We start from the raw sequence: 26966 nt of genomic DNA on the forward strand, positions 1-26966 counted from the left end.
GGTGGTAAATATGAAACAATTAACAGTAGGAGATTCATTTAATGGTTTTTTAAATAGTTTAAAAGTAAGAAAAGACATAAAAATTATGAGTGACGAAGAACTTTATAATTATATTTTTGAAGTTTTTTTAGGGGATATAGTAGCCTATTTAAGTCCTAATACGTTAGAACGATTGGATTCTGAAGGTATAATTGATGAAGATATTTATGCTATATCAAAGAATCTAAGAAATGAATTATTGGAAATGATAAATGGCCCTTTATGGAATATTGCTTCAGTAAAAAATTCAGATGAATGGACTAATATATTTGAAGGATTAAAAAAGCTAGATGCTCTAGTTCACAAAAAATGGACAGAGGAAGAAATCTCCTATTTAAAAAATATGATTTGAAAAATTTTGGAGAAGGAGAGTTAGAAATAGATTGGTTAACTGTACTAAATAATCCAAAGAAAAGTAAGCGGGAAAAATAATTACAGAGCCATTATTAAGTCTTATAAAACTAATTCAAGATTAAAAGAAAATGTTGAAGGGGCTTAGCAGAATTAGAATACAGAATTAATAACAACTTATGAGTAAATTAGAATACATTTCCTACTCAAATCAAAAACCAGTTACCCACCAAACACGGCGTAACTGGTTTTCTAAATCTCACCCAAAATTAAGCTGCCAAAATACCCCAAACCGGTCCGTCACCTGCGCATAAGTCGAACCCCAGAACGCCACTTGCAATTCCATTTCCACTTTGCCATCAGCACTCAAAGCTTGATAGGCATACTTAATATCATCCTCAGACTCAAAATTAATAAGAATCGTCACGCGGTTCCCGGTTGTAAAACCATCATAAGGCGCATCCGTAATATAAATAAATTCTTCGCCATTTTTAGCTAAGCGGCTATGCATCAATCGCTCACCAAAAACGGCATCACCATCAAAATTATTCATCTCTTTAAAACGCTGAACACTTGTAATTTTAGCTTGAAACACATCCGCATAAAATGTTAGCGCATCTTGACCTTCTCCGTTAAAAACTAAGTAAGGAACTGCAAAAGACATCTCATCATCTCCTATACAATTAATAGCTTTAGTATAAGCCTAATCTACTGCGAAGTCATGTCTCAAATTAATAAGGATTTGTGAATAAAAACAAAATACTTGCAAACAAACGTGATATATTATACAATTATTATAAGAAATCGGATATATTTAAATTAATATTTTTTTGCAACAAAATAAAGTAAGTACTTGCTTTTGGGAGTGGGTGCGTAGGAGGTAGATGTATGCTTTGGGTAAAAGAGTCAATTGAGCAACTTCTCAGCAAACTACACACGAATTTAGACACAGGGTTAACGAAAGAACAAGTGAAGGAAAAACATGCAGAGTTTGGGACAAATGAATTTGAAGAGGGTAAGAAAGAGTCGCTGCTTCAGAAAATTGGTCACCACTTAGTTGAAATTACAACGATTGTGTTGCTTATTGCAGCGGCAATTTCGGCCTATTTAGCAATTACAACTGGATATGGTTGGGCGAAGGTTGTTGTTATTTTAGGAATCGTCGTTTTGAATATGGTGCTGGGGATTTATCAGGAAAACAGCGCCGAGAAAGCACTTGCTGCATTACAAAGTATGAACGCGCATTTAACGACGGTCGTTCGTGATGGTGTGCGTATGCAAGTGGATGCAACGGAATTAGTGCCAGGGGATATTATTGAAATCGTTGCAGGGGATATGATTCCAGCAGATGCGCGGATAATTTCTAGCAGCAGTTTGCAAGTCGAGGAATCTGCGTTGACCGGTGAAAGTGTTCCGGTTGAAAAAGACGCAAATGCGGTTGTTTCGGAAAAGGCACCAATTGGAGATAGACTGAATATGCTTTACTCAGGCTGTCTTGTAACGAATGGTCGCGCCACAGCGGTTGTTGTGGAAATTGGGATGGAAACAGAGATGGGGAAAATTGCTGGGCTTTTAAACAGCACCTCAAAACTGATGACACCTTTACAACTTCGCTTAAAAGAATTAGCTAAACGACTTAGTATTGTAGCACTTTTAGCAGGTATTTTAATTTTTATTATTGATGTGTATGTGTACGGTGAAACGATTATTGAAACATTGATGATTGCGATTTCTCTAGCTGTAGCAGCGGTTCCTGAGACGTTGCCGGTTATTGTGACATTGACGCTTGCTTATGGGGTTCAAAATATGGTGCGGAAAAATACGATTATCCGCCGAATTCCTGCAGTAGAAACAATCGGAAATACTTCGGTTATTTGTTCTGATAAAACAGGGACATTAACGCAAAATAAAATGATTATCCAACAAATTTGGGCAGCAGACCATGCGCCGATAAAAGCAACAGCTAAGTTTGATGCGGCTGAGGAGAAAGTGTTGGAGATGCTGAGCCTTTCCAGTAATGCGACGATTGATGTAACTGACGGCGAAGAAACCATCATTGGTGACCCAACCGAAAGCGCGATAATCCGTTTACTAGAAGAAAAAGGAACAACGAAAAAAGCATTGGAAGCCAAATATCCACGCGTGTTCGAACTTCCTTTTGACTCAGATAGAAAGCTTATGACGACGATTCACCAAGTAGAAGACGGCTTTCTTTCCATTACAAAAGGTGCTTTTGACAGAATTCCGGTAAATTTTTCAGAGGAGTTTTTAGCGGAAGCAGAGCGGGTGCATGACAGTTTTGCGGAGGATGCGCTTCGGGTGCTAGTTGTTGCTTATAAAAAATATCCGGAAATGCCGACTGACTTGTCTAGTGAGGCGCTGGAGACCGACTTAACTTTTGCTGGGATGGTTGGGATGATTGATCCACCGAGACCAGAAAGTAAAGCGGCTGTGTTAGCGGCGAAAAAAGCGGGTATTAAAACTGTAATGATTACTGGTGACCACATTGTAACGGCATCAGCAATTGCAAAAGAAATTGGTATTTTAACGGATGGGGACAAAGCAATTACTGGGGCAGAGCTTGCTGAAATGTCAGAAGCGGATCTGGAGAAAAACATTCGAGATTACGCGGTATATGCGCGTGTTAGCCCGGAAGATAAAATTCGAATCGTCAAAGCTTGGCAAAAGAATGGTGAAATTGTAACGATGACAGGTGATGGTGTAAATGATGCGCCAGCTCTAAAAGCAGCGGATGTCGGTGCTGCGATGGGAATCACTGGAACAGATGTATCTAAAAACGCTGCAGATATGGTTATAACAGATGATAATTTTGCAACGATTGTAGATGCAGTTAAAGAAGGGCGTACAGCCTATGAGAATATCCGCAAAACGATTTACTTCTTATTAAGTACTAACTTTTCACAAATTTTCATTATGTTAATTGCGATTATTCTTGGCTGGGGTGCGCCGGTTGTAGCTGTTCAGTTGCTATTAATCAACGTGGTGTCTGACGGGATTCCTGGATTCTTCTTGAGTCGTGAAAAAGCAGATGACTCGATTATGGAGCGGAAGCCAATTCCGAAAAATGCTGGGATTTTTGCAAATGGACTTGGGAAGAAAATGGCGACACAAGCAGTTGTCTTTACGATTGTGACGCTTGCAGGATTTTATATTGGCCAATTTGTAACGATTAATCAATCGATTGGTGCAAGCTATGAAGTTGGGATGACGATGGCGTTTGTTATTCTAGCATGGTCATCTGTCGCGCATATTTTCAACGTAAGAAGTGATAAGTCGATTTTCACTATCGGATTTTTATCCAACCGAGGCTTGTTCTTTAGCGCGATTTGTTCGATGTTGATTATTCTAGGACTTGCGATTATTCCACCACTTGCAAACATGTTCTTCTTAGTAGAAATGAGCTTAACGCACTGGATTCTCGCATTCATCCTATCGATGTTCCCACTCCTATTTGTAGAAATTCAAAAGCTTATTCAGCGAAAAAGAGCAAAAGCTTGAAGGAGGGTAACTAAATGAATGAGACAGAAAAAGTTGTAGCAGCCTTATTAGAACGTAATTTTGGTAAAAATATCGGCACGCGTTATCCGGGAAATGAAGAAGCGCAATTGCGTGCCGAGGAAGTTATTGAAGAAATTGCGATTGTGATTGCACCACTTGTTGAAAAACTAGGAATCGAAAGTAAAACAGTGAAAAAAACGATTCCATTTTTATATGAGCTTCAAAAAAATCAATTTTGCGATATGAGTGCTTATCCGTATCCGCTTTTGTTAGTTAATGGAACGAGTGCGGATACCGAAAAATATTGGCGTGATTTGCCAACATATTGGACGGATGATGCGAATAAAATCGTGCTTCCATATGTGTTAGACCATATTAAAAATAATAAAGTTCGGCAAAAATTACTCGCTTTTCATGCATGGCTATTAGGCGAAGTAGTAGAGATGAACGAAGAACTTGGTGCCGCTTTTCGCGTGAAATTAGTTTTTGAGTCAGATATGCGGATTCGTTTGCGAATTTATGAAGTAGAGCAAATTGCAATCGAGGTGCATTTCTTAGATAATCACGATACAGAACAACAACATTTAGGTTATGATGTGAGTTTGGACACTGAACTGGTGGATAATGCGAGACTGCTCTTACGCCAAGGGATTTTAACAGAAAATCTCGGTTTGGAAGCATTGAAAGCTTATATTCACGCTGTTTTACCAATTGCCCATAGCGTGAAAACATTAGAAGATTTGACCGAAGAAGAAGCGAAAAAACTAACCAAATTACTCACGCAAGAAGAACCAAAAATTATGGAAGATACAGATTTATCAAGTAAAGCAGTAGATTTCTTGCAAACAGTAGCACAAAACTAAGAATAAAATGCTATTTGGAGGCAATGGGTCCTAAATAGCATTTTATTTTTGCAAGAGTGATGGAAAGAATAGTAAAATGATACAATGAAAAGAGAAATGAGGATGTAAAAATTGATTCGACAAGCTAAAAAATCAGATGCGCCGAAAATTGCGCCACTTTTACTAGTAATATGGAAAGACATGGAATTGCCCATTTTAGAAGTAGAAACGGAAGAAGCGATTACGAATGCGCTAATTGAAGCGATTCAGACCGAGGACTACCGTTATAGTTACAGACATTTGTACGTGTTTGAACAAGATGGCGATATTGCGGGCGTTTTAGCGGGGTATCCTGGAGAAATTGAACCTGAAATCGATCAACCTTGGAATGCAATCGCGAAAAAGCATGGTATTACTTACGAGGAACCAATTTTTGCGGATAAAGAAACGTTTCCGGGTGAATGGTATTTGGATTCGATTGTTACAAACGAAAAGTACCGCGGCCACGGTGTTGGAACGGCTTTGCTTGCTAAACTAGCAGAAATTGCCGCAGAAGATGGCGAAAAAGTAGTTGGCTTAAATTGCGATAAAGGAAATCCGCATGCCAAACGATTATATGAGCGCCTAGGATTTCACGTAACCGGGGAAATTACCCTTAGCGGCCACGAATACGAACATATGCAAAAATAAGAAATGAGGCAAGCCGATGAAAAAGATAATTTTCACAGTAGTACTTAGTTTGGTTCTAGTCCTTGCAGGTTGCGCTGATGTGACCAATACAGTAAAAGTCGATAAAAAAGGCGATGCGACTATCTCCTTCGATGTCGATATTTCAACGGTAGCGGGAATTTTCGCGTCGAGCTATTCCGATGAAATGGTAGCAAAACTGCAAGAAGCCGGCTTTACAGTCGATAAAAAATCAAATACGAGCTATCATATCGAAAAGAAACTAGATAAAAACGACACAACGAACAGCGATATGAAACCAGAAGACTTTGGTGTGAAAATTACCAATACAAAAAGTTTCTTCACGCAGAAAATCAAAGTAGATGCGGATATCGACATCGAAAAAATTTGGAAAAAAGAAGTGGCGGATGTTCCATTTCCAAAAGAAATTTTAAGCCAAGTGGATTATACGTTTGTTTTGGATTTGCCGATTTCAACGATTGGGGATAACAATGCCAAAAGTGTTGATGGCGGGAAGCTGACTTGGGATATTCCACTTGATAAGAAATCCGAAATGTATTTTGAGGTCACTGTGCCAAACGTGAAAAATATTGCGATTGTTGGTGGGGTTCTACTTGTAGCAATCATTGGTGCGCTTATTTATCTTATTAGAAGACACCGTAAAAAGAAAAAACAACGATAAAAAAGTGTGGATCGGTTAGCTAAGCTGGTCCACACTTTTAATTACTTCTTGTTCTAATTCTTCATAACAAGCTAATTTTTTCTCAATTTTCTTAAACGCGCGGTCAAGTTCCGCTTGTCGGCGATACATATCGGCTTGATGTTCTTTGAGTACAGCAATGCGTTCAGAGACAGTCTCATCGCCGCATTTAGTTAGTTCGACAATTTCTTTTTGTTTCGCAAGTGGCATACCAGTGACGCGCAAACATGTAAGTAATTCCAGCCAGTGCAAAGCATCGTTATCGAAAATCCGGTTATTATTTTTATCACGCGCGAGAAAAGGAATCAAACCTTCACGTTCATAGTAGCGAATTGTATGGGCGCTTAAACCTGTGTGCGCGGAAGCTTCTTTGATTGTTTGTTGCACTAAAATCACCTCGTTTTTTCTTAATCATAGCACCTCGAAAATCGAAAAGCCAAATGTTTGCCTTTGAGTATACTCTAAGGTGTATAGTAAACGTGTTATTACTTTTAGGAGGCGGATAAATTGAACTTAAAAGATACAGTAAAACTTGCAAATGGTGTAGAAATGCCCCGTTTAGGATTTGGCGTATGGAAAGTGCAAGACGGCGATGAAGCAGTAAATTCTGTTAAATGGGCGATCGAAGCGGGATACATTAGCATTGATACAGCAGCTGCTTACAAAAATGAAGAAGGCGTTGGTCAAGCAATCAAAGAGTCTGGCATTGCGAGAGAAGACTTATTCGTAACAACAAAACTGTGGAATGCAGAGCAAGGTTACGAATCTACTTTGGCAGCATTTGATGAAAGTTTGCGTAAATTAGAACTTGATTATGTGGACTTATATTTAATTCACTGGCCAGTTAAAGGTAAATTCAAAGATACTTGGCGCGCTTTTGAAAAATTATATAAAGACAAACGCGTTCGCGCAATCGGCGTATGTAACTTCCACGAACATCACCTAAAAGAATTAATGGAAGACGCGGAAATTGCTCCAATGGTAAACCAAATCGAATTACATCCGCAATTAACACAAGAACCATTACGCAAATTCTGTGCTGACAACAATATCGTTGTAGAAGCTTGGTCTCCACTAGGTAATGGCAAATTGCTTTCTAACCCAGAAATCAAAGCTATTGCTGATGCGCACGGTAAATCAGTTGCGCAAGTTATTCTTCGCTGGGACTTACAAATCGGTGTCGTGACTATTCCAAAATCAGTCCACCAAGAACGTATTATCCAAAATGCCGATATTTTCGACTTCAAATTAACCGAAGAAGAAGTGGCAAAAATCAGCGGATTAAATAAAGACGAAAGAACTGGCCCAGATCCAGACAACTTTAATTTCTAATATGAAAAAAATCCCTTCCAGCTTATCGAACTGGAGGGGATTTTTATGCTACAATAAACTAAAAAAAGAGGTTAACAGATGGACGCAAAAACAATAATTGAAAACCGCTTTATTAATCAAAAATTAGTAGCATCCTCGTGGTGCGATTCCCCGGAAAAAATTGTCTCTCATTTTGGTGCCATGCAATCGCAAAATTATGGTCAATCGCTTTGGGCTGTTGGAAGTAGAATGACGGCGCCTAGTGAGCTAGCTGTGAAAGAGGCAATTGATAATGGTGAAATTATCCGAACGTGGCTTTTGCGCGGAACCATTCATCTTTTTTCAGCTAAAGATTATCACTGGATGATGGATTTAATTGCGCCTACGATAGATAAAATATGTAAACCGTATCGGGCGAAGTTAGGTTTAACGGAAGAGGCGCTTGAGAAGGCTACTGAAGTTGTTGCGGCATTTGTTGCGAGACAAGCAGTTACTAGAAAAGAGCTGGCGGCACATTTAGCGACAATGGATTTACCAAGCGAGGGAATCCCTTTTGCACAGCTGCTAGTTTATTTAAGCTCGCGGAAAGTCATTTGTTCAGGTCCGGATGAAACTTTTAGAAATACGAAACATATTCCAGCGGATACGCATCATTTTACGCGGGAGGACGCGATTAAAGAGCTCGCGAAACGTTATATCCAAAGCCATGCCCCGGCGACATTAAAAGATTTTTGCTTTTGGTCGGGTTTAAATGTGACGGATGCTAAAATAGGATTAGCGGATAAGCCTAAAATGGGTGATTATTACATAACAACATTGGTTGAAAATAGCGAAAAACCAGCTACTATTCCACTCGCTGGTTTTGACGAATGGATTATCGGCTATCGTGATCGTTCAGTCGTATTACCAGAAATCTGGCACGATGAAATTATTACGAAAAATGGGATTTTCAGACCGGCGATTATTACAGATGGCGAAGTGGTCGGGAAATGGGAGAAACCAAAAAAACGGGCCGAATTAGAAGGAGATTACTGGGACCGTTACATCCAGTTTCGAAATATGCTATAGTCAATTAGGTGGATAAATTTTAATTTGAGGTGATAAAGCAATGAATGCTTTTGATAAATTTTACAAAAAAACAGTAGCAGAACGCCACGCAATTTTGGCTGAATATGCTGATTTAAATGAGGAAGAACAAGCATTTTTAGCTTCTACAGGGGCACTTTCTTTTGATAAAGCGAATCATATGATTGAAAACACAATTGGTATTTATTCGCTGCCGCTTGGTTTAGGGATGAATATGCTTTTAAACGGCAAATCCTACGTTGTTCCAATGGCGATGGAGGAACCATCTGTTGTTGCCGCACAAAGCTCCGGAGCCAAACTCATTGCACAAAATGGCGGGATTACAGGCAGTGCAACGAAGCGCAAAATGATTGGACAAATTGAGTTGATTTCTGTTCCTAATATCCAATCAGCTAAAGATAGCGTCATTGCGAATCAAGCAGAACTAATCGCTATCGCAAACCAAGCCCATCCGTCATTACAAAAGCGTGGTGGCGGTGCGGTTGATCTCCAAGTTAGAACAGCGCAAACAGCCAACGACGAAACGTTATTTATTGTTCATTTACTCGTGGATACGCAAGAAGCAATGGGTGCCAATATGGTCAATACTATGGTTGAAACGTTAGCACCAGAATTAGAAAAACTAACTTCCGGAAAAGCTAATATGCGCATTTTGTCCAATCTAGTAGATGAAGCGACCGCAACCGCGATGTGTCGCATAAAACCAGAAAGCTTAGCAACCAAAACTCAGAGCGGCGAATGGGTGCGTGACCGAATCATTGCTGCGTATGAATTTGCCGATGCCGACATTTACCGAGCAGCAACGCACAATAAAGGCATTATGAATGGTATTGATGCGGTAATTATGGCATTTGGAAACGATTGGCGTGCAGTTGAAGCAGCAAGTCATGCATACGCCGCCCGCACAGGAAGCTATAAACCGATGACTAAATGGTCAAAAGATGCGGAAGGGTACTTAGTTGGCGAATTGACTTTACCGATGCCAGTCGCCTTTGTAGGAGGTTCTATCGGTATCCATCCTATCGCAACCCTTTCGAAAAAAATTGCCCGCGTCGAATCAGCGAAAGAATTAGCGATGTTAGTATGTGCCGTTGGTTTAACGCAAAATCTCGCTGCTTTAAAAGCATTAGTAACAGAAGGGATTCAACGTGGTCACATGTCACTACAGGCAAAATCACTAGCCATGACAGCTGGTGCGAAAGCCGATGAAATCGAAAAAGTAGCCACATTTTTGCAAGAAAGCAAGCAATTAAATGTCGTAGCTGCAAAAGAATTTATCGCAAAATTACGCGGTGAAAAATAAAGTGGTTTGTTAAGCCCATCTTTACAAAAACTTAACAATACATTCGGAACGTGATAAAACCTTTAGTATCAACAACTTTCAGAGATTTACTTGAATTTCCCTTTACAAAATAAAAAAAAGTTATTTACGTTGCTTTTACTTTCTTTTATGATGAAAAAAGAGTGAAATTACAAGATTACAAACAAAAAGGAGATTTTCATGGGAGACATAAATATTCAGCAGATGATTTTTCAATTTATCGGAGGACTTGGAATTTTTCTTTTCGGTATAAAATACATGGGAGACGGACTGCAAATGGCAGCCGGCGACAGACTCCGCGATATTTTAGATAAGTACACAACGAATCCTTTTATGGGTGTACTTGCCGGGATTTTAGTTACCGTATTAATTCAAAGTAGCTCTGGTACGACTGTTTTGACGGTCGGATTAGTAAGTGCCGGATTTATGACGTTAAAACAGGCAATTGGTGTTATCATGGGGGCGAACATCGGAACGACCGTAACCGCCTTTATTATTGGTATTAAGCTATCCGAGTATTCTTTACCAATTATTGCTGTTGGTGCAGTACTTTTATTCTTCTTTAAAAATCATAAAGTGAAAAATATCGGCCAAGTATTCTTTGGTTTTGGTGCATTATTTTATGGTTTAGATTTGATGGGGCAAGGGATGAAACCTCTTGCAGGCATGGAATCTTTCCACGAATTAACTGCTCAAATGAGTACGAATCCGTTTTTAGGTTTGTTAATCGGAACGATCTTCACGGCGGTTGTGCAGTCTTCTAGTGCGACCATCGGGATTTTACAAGAGCTATATGGCCAAGGTGCGATTGATCTTCAAGCGGCCTTACCGGTACTATTCGGGGACAACATTGGTACAACGATTACAGCTGTTCTTGCAGCAATTGGTGCGAGTGTTGCAGCGAAACGTGCAGCAGCGACACACGTAATATTTAACTTAGTCGGGGCCGTCATTTTCATGCTAATACTACCACTATTTACGTCACTCGTTGCCTACTTACAAGGACTGTTTGGCTTGAATCCAGAAATGACGATTGCCGTAGCACACGGAACGTTTAACGTAACTAATACCTTTATCCAATTCTGGTTTATCGGTGCGTTTGCTTGGCTTGTAACAAAACTTATTCCAGGCGACGACTCACGAATTGATTATAAAACAAAACATTTAGATACAAACTTAATCGATCAATCACCAGGTATTGCACTTGAAATGGCTCGCGAAGAAACTCTTCGTATGGCTGATTACGCAAAATTTGGTTTACAAGAAGCGAGACAATATTTGGTTAACCGAGAATCGAAACACGCAGAATCCACTATTCAAGTAGAAGAAGCCGTGAACAATTTAGACCGTAAAATCACCGAGTATTTAACGAAAATTTCTTCTGTAGCTTTAACTAATAATGAAACAGAAGAACACGCGCTAATGCTTGATACCGTTCGTGATATTGAACGCGTTGGTGATCATATGGAAAACATCGTCGAAAACATTGATCAACTGATTAAAAATAAAGCGAAAATGTCTGATGAAGCATCCGAACAACTAATCGAAATGTTTGAACTGACTACAGCGAATTTTGAACGTGCAGTAAAAGCAATGCATAAAAAAGATCGCTCACTTGCGGAAGAAACAATTTTAGTTGAAAAAGATATCGACAAAGCAGAACGCAGATTACGTAAAAGTCATATCCGCCGCTTAAATGAAGGCAAATGCCAAGTAGTTAGCGGGATTTTATACATCGATATCGTTAGTGATTTAGAACGAATCGGCGACCACGCGAACAACATTGCAGAGTCTGTTTTAGAATTAAACGAATAAAAGTAATAAGAAACTAGCTTAATTTTCCAGCTAGTTTCTTTTTTTGTTAAAAATCTACACTTTTACTAGTCCTTGTGAAGCATTGAGTATAAGCGAATAGTGGTGTAAAATAGGAATGATTATAAAACTAGAATGACTGGAAGTGTTAAGTCTTATGCGAAATAGAAAAACAATGGATGGAAACACGGCCGCAGCTTATATTTCTTATGCATTTACAGAAGTTGCAGCTATCTATCCGATTACCCCTTCCTCCACCATGGCTGAACTCGTGGACGAATGGTCATCAAAAAACAAGAAAAATTTATTCAATGAACCTGTAAAAGTAGTAGAAATGCAGTCCGAAGCAGGCGCAGCAGGAACAGTTCATGGCTCACTTCAAGCAGGCGCGCTAACTAGCACATATACAGCGAGCCAAGGTTTACTTTTAATGATTCCGAATATGTACAAAATTGCCGGCGAACTATTACCGACTGTTTTCCACGTTTCCGCAAGAACGATTTCGGCTGCATCACTGAATATTTTTGGCGATCATAGTGATGTCATGGCAGCGCGCCAAACAGGATTTGCGATGTTAGCAGAAGGTTCTGTTCAAGAAGTAATGGACCTATCCGCCGTTGCTCACTTATCCTCACTAAAAGGAAGTTTGCCATTTTTAAACTTTTTTGATGGCTTCCGGACAAGCCACGAATTACAAAAAATCGAAGTACTTGAATATGACGAATTAGAAAATTTACTCGACAAAGAGGCGTTGCAACAATTCAGAAATCGCGCAATGACGCCGAACAATCCTAAAACATTAGGTTCAAACCAAAACCCGGACATCTTTTTCCAACAAAGAGAAACCGTGAACCGCTATTACGAGGAAATTCCCGGCATCGTACAAAACTACATGCAAGAAATTAATCAGCTTCGTGGTACAGATTATGACTTAGTAAATTATTACGGTGCAGAAGACGCGACAGATGTCATTGTGGCAATGGGTTCTGTAACACCAGTTATCGAGCAAGTCATTGATTACTTAACGGCGCAAGGCAAAAAAGTCGGTTTGCTAAATATTCGCTTATATCGTCCTTTCCCAGCCGAAAACTTTTTAGCGAAATTACCAAAAACAGTAGAACGTGTCGCTGTTTTAGACCGGACGAAAGAACCCGGATCAGGCGGCGAACCACTTTTACTCGATGTGCAAAGTGTGTTGTATGATAGTGAAACGCGTCCACTAGTGATTGGCGGTAGATATGGCTTAGGTTCAAAAGATGTTACACCAGACCAGATTCTCGGTGTTTATTCGCACCTAATGACTGAAAAACCAAAACCGCGCTTTACGATTGGGATTACAGATGATATTACGAATCTATCTATCGAAAATGATGGACCAAGTGACCTCACTTCTGAAAAAACATTCCAATGTAAATTCTGGGGCTTCGGCTCGGACGGAACAGTTGGCGCGAATAAAGCCGCGATTAAAATTATTGGTGATAACACCGATTTATACGCACAGGGTTACTTTTCCTATGACTCGAAAAAATCAGGTGGGTTAACCGTTTCGCATTTACGCTTTGGAGAAAAACGGATTCGCTCCGCTTACCTAATCCAACAAGCAGATTTTGTTTCCTGCTCCACCTCGGCCTACTTACGTTCGTATGATTTATTAAAAGGTTTAAAACCGGGTGGAACATTCTTGCTTAATACCATTTGGGAAGGCGAGCAGTTAGAACGTCATTTACCAGCTGCAATGCGTGAATATATTGCAAAAAATAATATCCAATTTTACACATTAAATGCGATGAGAATTGCTGGGGAAGCAGGACTTGGTAGAAGAATTAATACCGTCATGCAAACCGCCTTTTTCCAAGTGACCGACATTTTACCGTTTGAAAAAGCACTGGCTGACTTGAAAGAATCGGCTATCGCAACTTATGGGAAAAAAGATATGGCAGTTGCGGAGAAAAATATTCTCGCGATGGACCAAACAGTGGCTAATTTGCATAAAGTGGATGTTCCTGAGAGCTGGGCGAATCCAGTTGTCACAGCTGAAACAAAAGCAACCGCCGAAAAACCAGCTTACATCCAAAATATTCTCGAACCTGTGAACCGTTTAGAAGGCGATAATTTGACCGTTGGCGATTTAATATCTAACGGAATGGTCAGTGGCGCGTATCCTCCAGGGACAGCGGCTTACGAAAAACGCGGGATTGCACTCGAAGTTCCTGAATGGATTTCGGAAAACTGTACGATGTGTAATGAATGTGCCTTTGTTTGTCCCCATGCAGCGATTCGCCCTATTTTAACGGATGAGGAAGAAATGGAATCTGCTCCAGAAGGCTTTATGACACGTGAAATGCGCGGAAAAGATGGTCTTCGTTACCGTATCCAAGTTTCCCCAATGGACTGTACTGGTTGTAACTTATGTGCGGAAACGTGCCCAGCGAAAGAAAAAGCGCTCGTAATGAAACCTTTTGAAGAAGTTGCTGCCAAAGAAAATCCGAATTGGTCGTTTGCAATTAATGTCAAACCGAAGAAAAATCCTGGGAAGAAAAATACTGTTCCAGGCAGCCAATTTGAGCAACCATTACTTGAGTTCTCTGGAGCTTGTGCGGGTTGTGGTGAAACGCCTTATGTTAAATTATTAACGCAAATGTTCGGCGACCGAATGATGATTGCCAATGCGACTGGCTGTTCCTCGATTTGGGGCGCATCCGCACCAGCAACGCCATATACTGTTAATGACAAAGGACATGGCCCAGCTTGGGGCAATTCGCTTTTAGAAGACAACGCAGAATATGGTTATGGTATGTATTTAGCGAACCAAACGATGCGCAAAGCTTTAAACAATAAAGTGACACAAGTCCTTGCGGAAGAATCCATCTCAGAGACTTTACGAGAAACTTTGGTCGATTGGCAAACCAAAATGGATGTTTCAGAAGATACGCGCGAACGGGCAGAAGCTTTACAACTTGCACTTCTTAGTGAAATGGAAGGCAAGCCAGCGCTCGAATCGATTTATAATGACCGCGAATTATTTATTAAACGTTCGCAGTGGATGCTTGGTGGCGATGGCTGGGCGTATGACATCGGCTTCGGTGGAATTGACCACGTTTTAGCATCAGGCGAAGACGTAAATATTTTTGTAATGGATAATGAAGTTTATTCAAACACAGGCGGACAGTCATCGAAAGCCACACCAACCGCAGCGATTGCCAAATTTGCTTCAGGCGGAAAATCAGTCGGCAAAAAAGATCTTGGTATTATGGCGATGAGTTATGGAAATATCTATGTAGCCCAAATTGCGATGGGGGCAAATAAACGCCAAACCTTAAAAGCGATTGAAGAAGCGGAAGCGTATCCGGGACCATCCTTAATTATCGCTTATACACCATGTATTAATCACGGAATTTCAAGCGGTATGAAAACGATGCTTAGTGAAACGCAAAAAGCAGTAGAATGCGGCTACTGGAGCTTGTATCGTTACAATCCAGCACTAGAAGAAAAAGGGAAAAATCCAATGACGATGGATTATAAAAAAGTCGATTTCGATCAATTTGAAGATTTCCTTAAACGCGAAACACGTTATTCTGCGCTGTATAAAGCAAATCCGGAAGTAGCATCAAAACTATCCGAGAAAACCCGTTTAGATGCTGAAAAACGCTTTAAACGCTATGCTACAATGGCAGGGCTTGATTTAGAAAAAATATTAAAGAAAAAAGAAGTCACAGAAGAAGTGGCAAAAGCGCCAGTTGATGATGAACGAGCAGCGAGAAAGGCTGCGCGGGAAGCTAGAAGATTAGCGCGCGAACAAGGTAAATAAAAAGAAGGTCCAGACAACTCTGGACCTTCTTTTTTTGCTTTTGATCTGTGGGAATCAGAAGCGATGTGGGAATGAATAGATATTCTCTTATGAATGTTATTAAGAAATAACTACTATTTAAATATAACTTTTTTTCGGGGAAGATGCACTAGCTAAATTAAGGCCTCAAGATGTAATTGCGTGTTAGTTGTTGCAGCCCAACCTATTCGACACTTGTGAAAGTTTTATGACAATTCCAAACACTATAATTATCGATTTTCATGAAGCAAACCATTGCGATAAGCTTCCAGTAGCAATTTTAAATCCCGAGCTTGCTCAGTCAGTTTTGCTCCAATGTCCGTGTCCCTAACGCGTTTGCGATTGATTTCCATTTCGATGACTTGGCGGGTCGAAAGAATATCCGTTTCATTTTTAATCGCATCCTCTTTCGTAGTAAACGGCTGGTGGCTTACTAATTGCAACCCATAACTATTAAACAACAGCGTATAACCAGCCAAACTCGTTTCTTTATGATAAGCTTTTGCAAATCCACCATCAATTACGAGCATTTTTCCATTAGCTTTAATCGGACTTTCTCCTTTGCCTTCTTTGACAGGGGTATGCCCATTGATAATATGCCCGCATTCACCATCAAGGCCAAATTCTTCCAAAATCTGCTTGCAAATCAGCTCATCATTCCGCAATTTATAGTAAGGATTTTTTTCCTCGGTATGCGTTTCCTTTTCTGCAACAAAGTAACGTTCAAAAGTCGTCATTTCACTTTTCCCAAATAACGAAGAAATAGCGCCAGTCCATAAATACCAAATGATATCACAAGCATATTTCTTTTCTTTCGTTCCGGGAGGGCGGACGTAAGCTTCACGGGTTAGTATTTCAAATTGCTCCAAAAGTTCCCGACCAGAAAAATTCTCTCCACGTAGTTTCATTTCCATAAAAGCCCCATCCTCATGTAGCGGAATGCAGCCATGATACAGCAAGTTGCCATTATACGTTAAAAACATGCTACCTTTCGAATATAAAAATTGCACGTGTTTTTGCAGTCTGCGACAATTTTTAAAAGCAGCGGTGATTTTTTCAATCAGCTCTTTTTCCGCGCTAGTAAGTTTGTATGGATTTTCTGAATCAATCGTTGGGAAATGCGTATCTAGTAGCTTGTAATCTTTGCCTTTTAAATGAATAGTGCCATGTTGATAGTCGATAAAATCAAGCAGTAGGCGATGACTCATATTAAATTCTTTGCGGCGATGAATGATTTCACCTTCTAATTTAAACTGGATGATCGAAATAGCTTTATGCATCCGCGCAATTTGAGTGATTTCCGCGTTGCTATAGTCGATGTTGTCTTCATTTTTTGGTTGGAAGTAGGTACAAGAATCATCTTTATACACTTCATCGGCAAAAAGGGCGAGTGGACGAAGTGAGATGCCATAACTATCTTCTAAAATATCTAAATTCAAATAGCGAGCGGAAATGCGAATAACGTTAGCAGCACAAACACGGGAGCCACTAGCCGCACCCATCCATAAAATATCATGGTTGCCCCACTGGAAATCGAGCGAATGGTAATTCATCAACGTATCCATAATTTTATCCGGGTAAGGGCCACGGTCGTAAACATCCCCAACAATATGCAAGTGATCGACAACCAATTGTTGAATAAGCCGAGAGAGGGCACTAATAAATTCCTCCGCACGACCAAGCGAAATAATATGATGTAAAATTTCTTCATAGTAAAGCTTTTTATCATCTTCGTTGTAATTTTCATGCAGTAATTCTTCTAATATGTAGGCAAAATCTTCTGGCATCGCTTTTCTCACTTTGGAACGGGTATATTTAGAGCCAACGTACTGGCACAGCTCAATCAAACGAAAAAGGGTTGTCCGATACCAAACGTGTAAATCTTCCGTCTCGCTAGCAATTAAATCCATTTTTTCCTCAGGATAGTAAATCAACGTACTAAGTGAATTAATCTCTGCATCGTTTAACTCCGCACCAAAAATATCACGAATTTTCCGCTTCACAACACCAGAACCATTACGCAACACTTGTTCAAAGGCGCTATATTCTCCGTGGACATCACTTAAAAAATGTTCAGTTCCTTTTGGCAGATTCATAATTGCTTCGAGGTTAATAATTTCTGTAGCAGTATTCGCGATGGTAGGATATTCTTTTGCTAACAATTGTAAATATTTCATATCAGTAGTTTTCACCGGACTATTTCCTCCTTTTTCAATTGGTATAGTTATTATATTTCTTAAAAGTTAGCATGGCAAACGTTTTGTTTTATAATTGGTCTATACAAAAAAGACGAGCCGAAGCCCGCCTTAGAAAACTGGATGTAGAAAATAGAGCACAATAGGCAATGTAATAATGCTTAATACTGTACTAATAAAAGTGGCACTAGAAACCAAATCAGGTTTTGTATCAAATTGAACCGCCATCAAAGTAGTGTTGGCTGCAGTTGGCATTGCCGCTAGCAAAATCATGATTTGTTTGGTCATTTCATCGACAGGAAGAATGAGCGTTAAACCGAAAGCGATAATTGGCGCAATTAGCAATTTTAGCACCAAGGCAATCCCGACTTTCGAAAGTTCAATCCGTCTAAAGGAAATTACCGCCAGCTGCATCCCAAGTACAATCATAATCGTTGGAATTGCAGCATCACCGACAAGTTTCACACAAGTCATTAAGGCAGAAGGAAGCGAAACATGTAGTAGTTGAAGCGCGAGCCCAAGCAAAGCCCCATAAGCGATCGGCATCCGAACAACACGTTTCATTACTGTTTTCATTCCGTTAGCATCTTTACTTCCTTTGGCAGCAAAGTAAATCCCAATTGTACTCATTGCCAGTTGTTGTAAGACCATCAAAACAACCGCGATATCAAGCCCAACAGCCCCAAAAACAAGCAGCACAACAGGCGTTCCGTAATTCCCATTATTCATAAACGCACTAGCCAAAATGAGCGCGCAACGATCTTGCAAGTTGTAGCCAAGCAAAAAACTAATCAAACTGACAAGCAAAATCAGACTCAAGCAAAGCGCAAAGATGTAAATCGCCAAATAAACATAATCCATCGAGAGCGGATTCGTATAAAATGTATTAAATGCAAGAAACGGTGACATTAAATAAAGCGTGAGTTTAGATAAATTCGGAATATCAAATTTTAACGTTTTCTGCCCAATAAATCCAATTGCAAAAATTCCAAAAACGGGTAATAAAATAAGTAGAAACTCCATAGCAGCCCTCTTTTCTATGTATATTGTAGCTAATTGTACCATAAAAGAAAAAAAGCTATTCACTAAAACACTTGGGAAGGTGCCTGACAACCTATATTTCCGGAATATTCATCTCATATGATACTAAAAGCGCTCAATAAAGAATTTTTGCGATTTATATATTTAAATTAGACTAAACGGACTAGAAAGTACTATTATTAGTCTTCTTTTTGCTGGGAAATCAAACTGAAAACTCACGAAAACGCTTTATTTACAGGCTTTTTTGTTAGCTATAAAAATATGGAAGATAGGATAGAAGCGGATGAAAAGGCGGCGTTTTAGCTAGTGGAAAAAGGTATTTTAGCCCGAAAAGTGCTAATAAAGTAGCTAAAATAGCTTGAAGTTTCGTCTATGTCACGGAATAGACACGGAAAAGTCATGATTTAGCCATAAAAAAAGATAAAAAGGTCTTTTTTTAGTATTAGAAATGGAGAAATGTGAATTATAATTATTATGTTAGACAATAAACATTACTGTAACTGAAGTATTAGAAGCAAAATTCCCTTATATAAAAACAGTAATGATTCCCACAAAAAAACTTCATTGATTTCAGTAAAAACAACTAAATACAAACAGTTATCTGAAAACTTTACTTTAGATGAAATACACACAGGAGAGGAACTGTTATGCCTACTAAAAAATACACCGAAAAATTTAAAATTAGCCTCGTTTATTTACATTATAAAGGAACATCTAAACAAACATTATGTGATGACTTTGGCGTTTCAATCGCCTCCCTTTCTAGATGGATTAAAGGATACGATGTAACAAATGTAGATTTAAATGAAGCTGCCAATATCTTACAAATGTACGAACTTAAAAAACAAAAAGCGAAATTAGAAGCAGAAGTAGTAGCACTTACAAAAGCAATCAAGCTTTTCAATTCTGATTTTAATGCCAGTTAATAGCAAAAAAGACTACTCAAATAAAAATGAGTAGTCTTTTTTTATTGACAATGTGACATTTTTGTAAGTTTTATTTTAGAAGTAGAAGCGTTAAACTACTAAAGTAAATATGCCAGAATAGCAATAATCGCTTCTTCCAAGAATTTCAACCTATATTTTCTGAACTGGAATTTTGTGTGGAGGAGGATGAACATGGTTGCTTACGGGGAATTAATTCGAGAAGTACGGCTTTCTAAAGGCTTAACGCAAAAAGAAGTCTATACCGGAATTATTTCGAAGTCCTACGCAATAGGTTTTGAAAAAGGCAAACATGATATTACATTAGTATTATTTGAAGAAATTTTGAAACGGGTGATGCTCAGCTCGGATGAATTTTTCTTTATGAATAGAGGCTACTCACTGGCAGAAGAAGATGATTTTTGGTACAAATTTGCTCATGCGGCGAATCAAAACAGTTTGAAGGAGTTACAAGCATTATACAACGAAGTATTGCAGCAAAAAGGCGAAAGAGCGAATCTAAGGGAAGCTATCGTCCACTCAAGAATCAAAGTCCATGGACAATTCCTTTTAAATAATAAATTTGATGTGAGTATCGTTTCTAAAGAAGACAAAGAAGTTATTCAGACCTATTTGTGGAAAGTCCAATCGTGGACATTAGAAGAAATTCGTATTTTTGCGAACTCGGTCGATTATTTTGATGAAGATGTACAAATTTACTTTTTCCAATTAGTCTTGAAATCTATTGAAAAATACAAACATTATGATCGCGGCAAAAAAGTATTTTCGACCCTTTTAACGAATATTACAGAAGAATTAATTGCCCGAAATCAATTGGATTATGCCACGCAATTATTAGAAATATTATACGAGCTATCGGCTTCGCATGACTGTGCTTTTTACCGAATTATGCACAACTACTATCAAGGCTTGATTTGGATGAAAAGTGAGCAGGTTGAACTCGGCTACAATAAGTCTAAAGGTGCGATAGAAATTCTTGATACGCTTGGTTATGAATCACTTGCGCTACTTTATCAGACATTATTCACGCAGTTTTTAGAGAAAGAACAGATTCAAAAACGTATTAGAACTCAATCACGAAATCTCCAGTCTGATCGGCACAACGCAAAAACAACAACAGATTGAATTAGCGATTTTAGATGAAATTTTATATTATCCATCATAAAAACTTCTTAAAAAATATTACTTTTTAAGAAGTTTTATTTTTTTGGTCTTATATATAGGACCGAATGATTTTTACGGCTCGAATGTTGTAATATGTGGAATGTACTAATTTTCACATGAGTGTAATGAAAGGAGTGAATGGCATTTTGACTCAGCAATACCAGCTAGTGCTTCAAGATCAATATGATCCTAGAAGTGGCCAATTAATCAAAAAAGAAATAATTCCCACTAAAAACTTAGTAGAAGAACTCACTTCTTATATGTTATGCATAAAAAATCAAACAGAGTATGGGAATTTTATCAAGTGGTATGAACGTGAAATTCGTAAAGTAATGAAAGAGCACCCCGAGCAACATTTTATTATGAAGATATCTTTTCAACAATTATACTTTCGAGAAACCATGCTCTTACTAGAAAACTTAAAAGCATTTAGCAAACGAATGACGATTGAGTTAGTAGGGGACAGCCGAATAAGTGCTGGTGAAAGAGCGCATTTTTCTATAGATGACAGTGATGCTTTTCTCAAAGGGCGATTGAAAATGTTGAAAAAATGGCATTATTTTATTTCCAAGCATATTGAAACTGGTGCTATGGAACAAACACTTATTTTCACACCTTACATCGATGAATTAAAATACAGTTTGAAAAAAGAGTCAAAACTACTTGAAAACCATACAGAATTAACATTTTTTCTATCGTTCTGGAAAAGATGGGCTACACTTCGGTGTGTCCATTTTGTGGTCATTGTTGATGATGTGTCAACTGATTTTCCAGAAGATGTAAATATACGCTGTGAAATGTAGAAGAAAATAGGAGGAATTTTCCGTGTTGGTAAGTTGTAAAAAATTAATTATACGTATTTTAGCTATAATCGTTACCGTGAGTTTGGGCAGTGGAGCCTTTTCACCAATCCATGCGCATGCAGATGCCGCATTAAATCCAAATGGTTTTACGGTGCTTGTAAAATATCTGGACGAAGCAGGAACAGAAATCGCACCATCAGAAACGTTAACAGATTACTATTATGTATCGGTCGAAAAAAATATTCCTGGTTACAAATTAAAAGAGACACCTAGTAATGCAACAGGTAGAATTACCGACTCGGGTATTGAAGTGCATTATATTTATGAAAGAGCGATTAAAGTGAGCTACGTGGATGAAACTGGGAAAGATTTATTGCCTACTGTGGAAGTAGCAGATAGCGATGCCGCAGTACTTGAAACTATCCCTGATTATACATTTGTACGAAAAGATGTTAGCGCAGATAGTTCGCAGATTATTTTTCGTTATAAAAAGAACGTTTCTACTATTCCAGATTTTGGAAAACCGAATCAAGTAACAGTCAATTATGTCGATGAAAATAACGTGAAAATCTCGCCATCGTTATATTTGAGTGGGCTTTTCAACGATACCTACCAAGTGCCAATGAAAAAAATCAAAGGTTATACGCTACTAAAATATGATCCAGAAATTCTTGGTGTATTCACAGAAAGCGTGCAAACTATCAATATTATTTATCAGAAAAATGCACCTGAACAAACACCAAGTTTAGAAAGTCCGCCAGAGCCAACCACCCCAGCAGAGCCTCAACTAGAAACGCCCAAAGTAGAAATTACAGAAAAACCAAATTTGCCAAAAGAACCAACCACACAAGCAACGATGAAAGCAACTAAAGTTAAAGCAGAAAAACAGCCAGTCAAAGCAATTTTGCCAAAAACTGGTGATAGTTCGATAGATTTATTAATCACTTGTCTTGGTATTATTATCATTTCTTGTGGAATTTATTTACTCGTGCAACAAACCCAAAAACGCCGTCGTAAAGAATAAGCAAAAAGCAATCCGGGAAAACCGGATTGCTTTTTTTATCCTTCTCGCTTGAGCATCTTCGTATTCGCTAAGAACAGTGCGGCGACAAGTAGTAAAATCGCCCCCGAAAGTATTAGCGTGGAAGTTGCGCTAGAGTGATCGACAATAATAAATCGAATAATCGCTGTGATACCAATATAAATAAAGTAGCGCAGCGGGAAATGGAAATGAGATTCGAAATACTTAACAATAAGCGCAATAAATTCAAAGTAAAGGAAAAACGTCAAAATATCTTGTGTCATATAATAGTAAGAAACGTCCGTGTCTAAAAAGAAAATATTATTGAAAATCGTAAATGCCTCTCTAATTAAAAAAGCAACAAGGGTAAAGCCGACCATAATTAGCGCCAGATTTAAGGTGATTCGTAGCACGATGGGAACAATAGAAGAAATTTTTTCTAATCGTTTCATCAGTTGCCTCCTTTCCAAAAACGATATCGCTTTTTTAGTCATTTTACACTATAATGAGAAACATGACTATTTTTAAGGGGGGATTGTTATTTTAAAACGATTTTTTAGTTATTATAAACCGTATCGGATGCTTTTCATCATAGATTTTGGTTGCGCCGTTTTAGCTGCTATTTTGGAGCTGGCTTTTCCAGTCGCTGTGAATCACGTGATAGATACGTTACTTCCAGGAAAAGATTTTGGGCTGATTATTACTGCAGCTCTCGCCCTATTATTCTTTTACATACTTAATACTTTTATGCAGTACATTGTCACTTATTTTGGCCATATGCTTGGTCTTAACATAGAAACAGATATGCGCAGAGATTTATTTAGCCATTTGCAAAAACAACCATTTGGCTTTTACGACAATCAGAAAACAGGGAAACTGATGTCGCGAATGACAACCGATTTATTTGAAATTGGTGAGGTGGCGCATCACGGTCCGGAAGATATTTTTATTTCGATAATGTCGCTTTTCGGCGCGTTTTTCCTCATGTTAAATATCAATGTTAAATTAGCGATTTCGACGTTTATCTTAGTGCCAATTTTGACCGTATTAATTGTGTACTTCAACAAACGAATGACGAAAGTAACGACCGGGATTTTTAAAGATTTAGGGAATTTTAATGCTGGAGTCGAAAATGCCATTAGCGGGGTGCGCGTCGTGCAAGCATTTGCTAACGAACCGCATGAAAAAGGGCGCTTTAGAGTACTCAACCAAGCGTACCGTCAATCAAAATTAATGTTCTACAAAGTGATGGGCTTGAGTTTTTCGTTTAACTATTTTCTGATGCGATTGATTAGTTTATTTGCACTTTTATTTGGGGCTTATTTTACGATTAATGGCGAAATATCATACGGGGAGTTTGTCGGATTTATCTTGCTGACGAACGTGTTCATCCGACCAATCGAGAAAATTAACAATGTAATCGAAAGCTATCCAAAAGGTTTCGCAGGATTTAAGCGATTCCTAGAAGTGATGGATACAGAACCTGCCATCCAGGACGAAAAAGATGCCAAACCAGCTGGGGAGTTCCGCGGCGATATCCATTACAACCAAGTATCTTTTGAATATAGCGATGGGAAAAATGTGCTAAATCATATCAACCTTTCTATTAAAGCCGGCGAAACGGTTGCATTTGTCGGACCGAGTGGCGCTGGGAAAACGACGATTTGTAACTTATTGCCACGTTTTTATGAAGTGTCAGATGGCGAGATTACGATTGATGGCGAAAATATAAAACGATTCACTTTACCATCCTTGCGCGCACAAATCGGCGTCGTGCAGCAAGATGTTTTCTTGTTTTCTGGTACAGTTCGCGAAAATACCGCGTACGGAAAATTAGATGCTAGCGAGGAAGAAATTGAGCATGTCGTGAAACTCGCGCATCTTTCCAAAGTAGTAGAAGAAATGCCAGATGGCCTTGATACAATCATTGGTGAGCGCGGTGTAAAACTTTCCGGCGGGCAAAAACAACGGTTAGCGATTGCGCGGATGTTTTTGAAGAATCCACCCATTTTAATTTTAGATGAAGCAACCTCGGCGCTTGATACCGAAACCGAGCAAGTGATTCAAGCCTCGCTAGAAGAGTTAGCAGAAGGCAGAACGACTTTAATTATCGCGCACCGACTTGCGACAATTAAGCACGCCGACCGAATTATCGTGGTCAACGAAACCGGCATTGCAGAAACTGGTACACATGATGAACTTTTAGCGCGAGAAAATGGTGCATACAAACGATTATATGATGCCCAATTTAATACAATTTAATGAAAAGGGGTTCCGCATTGGAATCCCTTTTTATATTGCCGGGCGAGTTCTTTGATAGAGAACGAAAATCGCTACGGTTATTAAGATGACGCCCATTGCGGCCGGGGCAGCATGACCGAGTGTGATATAAATTTGTCCACCGATAATCGGTCCGATAATGCGCGCCAATGATTGAATGGCTTGACTACCACCTTGAATCCGACCTTGTTCACTTGCACTAGCCGATTTTGAGACCATTCCATTGAAAGCAGGACCAAAAATCGAGTCGCCGAATCCGAAAACGAACATTCCAATAACGAGCAGTGGTGCAAGCGTGAAAATCGAGGAAGCTGCAATTAACGCATAGCCAATAATTTCAGCAATCATCCCCAGAATAGCAATTTGTTTATCCGTTAACTTGAGCAGCAGTTTTGGCATAACCAATGCTTGCGAAAGAATATCTTGAATCCCCATAATCGAAAACATCATTCCAATTAAAGCCGGCTTCCAACTAAAACTATCAATCGTAAATTGGGTCATGACAGCTTGCAGTGAACCATTTGGCACCCAAATCAAGAACGCCGCAATCAGCAAACGACTTAAATTTTTTATCGTTAGGATTTGAAGCAACTGAGAAAAAGGATTGAGCCGTATCAGCGGAATGCGTTTTAACCGATGTTCTTCTTGTAAACTTTCAGGCATGTAAAAATAACCAAACATAAAGTTGAGCAGAGTGATCGCTGCCCCAAAGAAAAATGGCACAGCATAACCATAATGAGCGAGCAAACCACCAAAAGCCGGACCAAGCGCAGCACCTGCACCAGCCGCCGCACTAACCCAACCAAAGTATTTCGTCCGTTGTTCTTGCGGCGTAATATCAGCAAAGAAGGCGAACAGTGTGCTAATACTACCGCCAGTAATCCCTTCAATCACCCGACCAAGAAAGAGTATCCACAGCGCCCCACCAAGCCCGAAAACAAAGTAACCAATTGCAGAGCCAATAAAACAAATTAGTAAAACCGGACGTCTGCCAAACCGGTCACTCAAAGCGCCAAGCCCAGGCGCCGCAAAGAACACACAAAGCGCATAAACGGACGTAAGTAGCGTCACCATCAGCGCCTGCTCACTGGCATTACTCACATAAGGCGCGACTAGAAAAGGGACAACAGGCATAATAATACTAAAGCCCATCCCGCAAAGGAAAACAGATATAAGCCCGAAAAATAAGGTTTTCTTATTGATTAAAGGTTGTGTAGATTTAGATTGAAACATGTAATTCTCCTATCGAATAGTTAATTGGTGTCCCAGGAAACATAAATAGCTTAACTCGTTTTTGTTTCCTTGTCAACAATAAAAAATAGCCCTACTTGAAAAAGTAAGGCTGTTGCTAATTTTATTCAGATTTGGCATCTAAAACTTTCTTCATTTCAACATCTAAATGCCGACTATATTTATCAACAAATTTTAAAACTTCCGCATATTGTTCATCCGACACATCTTCAAAAACAACTTTATCCCGATCAAGAAATTCTTGGTGTAAACTATCATGCACTTGATTAATTTCGTCACCCTTAGTAGTTAAGCGAAAATAGATTTCTTTTTTATTTTCCGGCTTTTGATAACTTTCGATATAGCCTTTATCCATCAGTTTTTTCGTAATTTTACTAATGGCACTTTTAGTCATATAAAAAGCTTCCGCTAGTTTCGTCACATTAGGGTCTTCATTTTTGGCAATGTATTCGATGCAGTGGACTTCGGAGGGTTTATATCCTTCCAGCGCTTTTTCCATTTTCACTTTGTTAATCCACGCGAGCTTATTAAATAAATCTCTGACACTTGCCATGACTTGTTCATTTTTATCCATGCCATGTCCTCCTAATCTACCTATCTGCTAGTAGTATAGCGGTTTTTTGTGTCCGGTTCAACTATTTAATGGGTTGGCGCAAATCACACCTTGAAAGCGCTGTTTGTTAAGAGTGTGTAAATTTCCAGTGTTATCAATATTATTTCCACGTAAAGATTTGTTATACTTAACACATAAATTGATTGGAAGGGGCTGACAT

Annotated in this window: 23 protein-coding genes; 15 read left to right on the forward strand and 8 right to left on the reverse strand. The window is 39.0% G+C overall.

What is annotated here, in order from left to right; translation table 11 throughout:
• Nucleotides 1-10 precede the first annotated feature (10 nt).
• Entirely contained in the window at nt 11-391 is a 381-nt protein-coding gene (locus HCB49_RS02695) for a hypothetical protein (protein ID WP_185604036.1), read from the forward strand.
• A gap of 258 nt (nt 392-649) precedes the next feature.
• Here HCB49_RS02695 and HCB49_RS02700 read toward each other — a convergent pair whose 3' ends face one another.
• Nucleotides 650-1054 (reverse strand): VOC family protein, encoded by a 405-nt coding sequence (locus tag HCB49_RS02700; protein WP_185604037.1) that lies wholly within the window; start codon nt 1052-1054, stop codon nt 650-652.
• A 224-nt stretch (nt 1055-1278) separates the two neighbouring features.
• Between HCB49_RS02700 and HCB49_RS02705 the strand changes: the two genes are divergently transcribed.
• The 4 genes from HCB49_RS02705 to HCB49_RS02720 all read left to right on the forward strand — a co-directional run bounded on the left by HCB49_RS02705 (nt 1279) and on the right by HCB49_RS02720 (nt 6120).
• Nucleotides 1279-3909, forward strand: coding sequence for a cation-translocating P-type ATPase (locus tag HCB49_RS02705; protein WP_185604038.1), 2631 nt, complete (start codon nt 1279-1281; stop codon nt 3907-3909).
• A gap of 14 nt (nt 3910-3923) precedes the next feature.
• Nucleotides 3924-4772, forward strand: coding sequence for a hypothetical protein (locus HCB49_RS02710; RefSeq protein ID WP_185480281.1), 849 nt, complete (start codon nt 3924-3926; stop codon nt 4770-4772).
• 111 nt (nt 4773-4883) lie between these two features.
• Nucleotides 4884-5441: a GNAT family N-acetyltransferase gene (locus HCB49_RS02715; RefSeq protein WP_185604039.1), complete on the forward strand. Its 558-nt coding sequence runs from the start codon at nt 4884-4886 to the stop codon at nt 5439-5441.
• Nucleotides 5442-5457: 16 nt separating this feature from the next.
• On the forward strand, nt 5458-6120 hold the full coding sequence (locus tag HCB49_RS02720) for a protein with hydrophobic anchor (RefSeq protein ID WP_185604040.1): 663 nt from the start codon (nt 5458-5460) through the stop codon (nt 6118-6120).
• Nucleotides 6121-6135: 15 nt separating this feature from the next.
• On the opposite strand, the gene HCB49_RS02725 is transcribed toward HCB49_RS02720, so the two are convergent.
• Both HCB49_RS02725 and HCB49_RS14495 read right to left on the reverse strand, forming a co-directional pair.
• Nucleotides 6136-6525, reverse strand: a complete 390-nt coding sequence (locus tag HCB49_RS02725) for a MerR family transcriptional regulator (RefSeq protein WP_185604041.1) — start codon at nt 6523-6525, stop codon at nt 6136-6138.
• Nucleotides 6458-6676, reverse strand: a complete 219-nt coding sequence (locus HCB49_RS14495; protein ID WP_514130532.1) for a T9SS type A sorting domain-containing protein — start codon at nt 6674-6676, stop codon at nt 6458-6460. The genes HCB49_RS02725 and HCB49_RS14495 overlap by 68 nt, the downstream gene beginning before the upstream one ends.
• Here HCB49_RS14495 and HCB49_RS02730 point away from each other — a divergent pair.
• The 5 genes from HCB49_RS02730 (at nt 6646) to nifJ (ending at nt 15476) form a co-directional block, all read left to right on the forward strand.
• Nucleotides 6646-7470 carry an aldo/keto reductase gene (locus HCB49_RS02730; RefSeq protein WP_185604042.1) on the forward strand — a complete coding sequence of 275 codons (825 nt, stop codon included), beginning with the start codon at nt 6646-6648 and terminating at the stop codon, nt 7468-7470. The genes HCB49_RS14495 and HCB49_RS02730 overlap by 31 nt on opposite strands.
• Nucleotides 7471-7548: 78 nt before the next feature.
• Nucleotides 7549-8517, forward strand: a complete 969-nt coding sequence (locus HCB49_RS02735; RefSeq protein ID WP_185604043.1) for a winged helix DNA-binding domain-containing protein — start codon at nt 7549-7551, stop codon at nt 8515-8517.
• Nucleotides 8518-8557: 40 nt separating this feature from the next.
• A complete protein-coding gene (locus HCB49_RS02740; protein WP_185604044.1) occupies nt 8558-9838 on the forward strand; it encodes a hydroxymethylglutaryl-CoA reductase, degradative in 1281 nt (426 codons plus the stop codon).
• A 198-nt stretch (nt 9839-10036) separates the two neighbouring features.
• Nucleotides 10037-11671, forward strand: coding sequence for a Na/Pi cotransporter family protein (locus HCB49_RS02745; protein ID WP_185604045.1), 1635 nt, complete (start codon nt 10037-10039; stop codon nt 11669-11671).
• Nucleotides 11672-11825: 154 nt separating this feature from the next.
• Nucleotides 11826-15476 (forward strand): pyruvate:ferredoxin (flavodoxin) oxidoreductase, encoded by a 3651-nt coding sequence (gene nifJ, locus HCB49_RS02750; RefSeq protein WP_185604046.1) that lies wholly within the window; start codon nt 11826-11828, stop codon nt 15474-15476.
• A 248-nt stretch (nt 15477-15724) separates the two neighbouring features.
• On the opposite strand, the gene HCB49_RS02755 is transcribed toward nifJ, so the two are convergent.
• Nucleotides 15725-17686 carry a fructose-1,6-bisphosphatase gene (locus HCB49_RS02755; RefSeq protein WP_185604047.1) on the reverse strand — a complete coding sequence of 654 codons (1962 nt, stop codon included), beginning with the start codon at nt 17684-17686 and terminating at the stop codon, nt 15725-15727.
• A gap of 114 nt (nt 17687-17800) precedes the next feature.
• Complete coding sequence (locus HCB49_RS02760; protein ID WP_185480273.1) at nt 17801-18712, reverse strand: AEC family transporter; 912 nt, start codon at nt 18710-18712, stop codon at nt 17801-17803.
• 665 nt (nt 18713-19377) lie between these two features.
• Here HCB49_RS02760 and HCB49_RS02765 point away from each other — a divergent pair.
• From HCB49_RS02765 to HCB49_RS02780, 4 genes are all read left to right on the forward strand, one after another.
• On the forward strand, nt 19378-19656 hold the full coding sequence (locus tag HCB49_RS02765) for a transposase (RefSeq protein WP_185604048.1): 279 nt from the start codon (nt 19378-19380) through the stop codon (nt 19654-19656).
• Nucleotides 19657-19848: 192 nt separating this feature from the next.
• On the forward strand, nt 19849-20799 hold the full coding sequence (locus tag HCB49_RS02770) for an Rgg/GadR/MutR family transcriptional regulator (protein ID WP_260479511.1): 951 nt from the start codon (nt 19849-19851) through the stop codon (nt 20797-20799).
• Between the two features lie 155 nt (nt 20800-20954).
• The gene (locus HCB49_RS02775; RefSeq protein WP_375379684.1) at nt 20955-21641 is read left to right on the forward strand and encodes a diguanylate phosphodiesterase; all 687 of its coding nucleotides are present in this window, start codon (nt 20955-20957) and stop codon (nt 21639-21641) included.
• Nucleotides 21642-21663: 22 nt separating this feature from the next.
• Nucleotides 21664-22665, forward strand: a complete 1002-nt coding sequence (locus HCB49_RS02780; RefSeq protein WP_185604049.1) for a MucBP domain-containing protein — start codon at nt 21664-21666, stop codon at nt 22663-22665.
• Between the two features lie 35 nt (nt 22666-22700).
• Here the strand turns inward: HCB49_RS02780 and psiE are convergent, their stop codons facing one another.
• Nucleotides 22701-23114: a phosphate-starvation-inducible protein PsiE gene (psiE, locus tag HCB49_RS02785; RefSeq protein ID WP_008947234.1), complete on the reverse strand. Its 414-nt coding sequence runs from the start codon at nt 23112-23114 to the stop codon at nt 22701-22703.
• An 88-nt stretch (nt 23115-23202) separates the two neighbouring features.
• Here psiE and HCB49_RS02790 point away from each other — a divergent pair, with 88 nt between their 5' ends.
• Nucleotides 23203-24924, forward strand: a complete 1722-nt coding sequence (locus HCB49_RS02790) for an ABC transporter ATP-binding protein (protein WP_185604502.1) — start codon at nt 23203-23205, stop codon at nt 24922-24924.
• A gap of 30 nt (nt 24925-24954) precedes the next feature.
• On the opposite strand, the gene HCB49_RS02795 is transcribed toward HCB49_RS02790, so the two are convergent.
• Entirely contained in the window at nt 24955-26175 is a 1221-nt protein-coding gene (locus HCB49_RS02795; RefSeq protein ID WP_185604050.1) for an MFS transporter, read from the reverse strand.
• Nucleotides 26176-26296: 121 nt separating this feature from the next.
• Nucleotides 26297-26767 (reverse strand): MarR family transcriptional regulator, encoded by a 471-nt coding sequence (locus HCB49_RS02800; RefSeq protein WP_185604051.1) that lies wholly within the window; start codon nt 26765-26767, stop codon nt 26297-26299.
• Between the last annotated feature and the right edge of the window lie 199 nt (nt 26768-26966).

Source organism: Listeria cossartiae subsp. cayugensis (assembly GCF_014229095.1).
In the GTDB taxonomy this organism is placed as follows: domain Bacteria; phylum Bacillota; class Bacilli; order Lactobacillales; family Listeriaceae; genus Listeria; species Listeria cayugensis.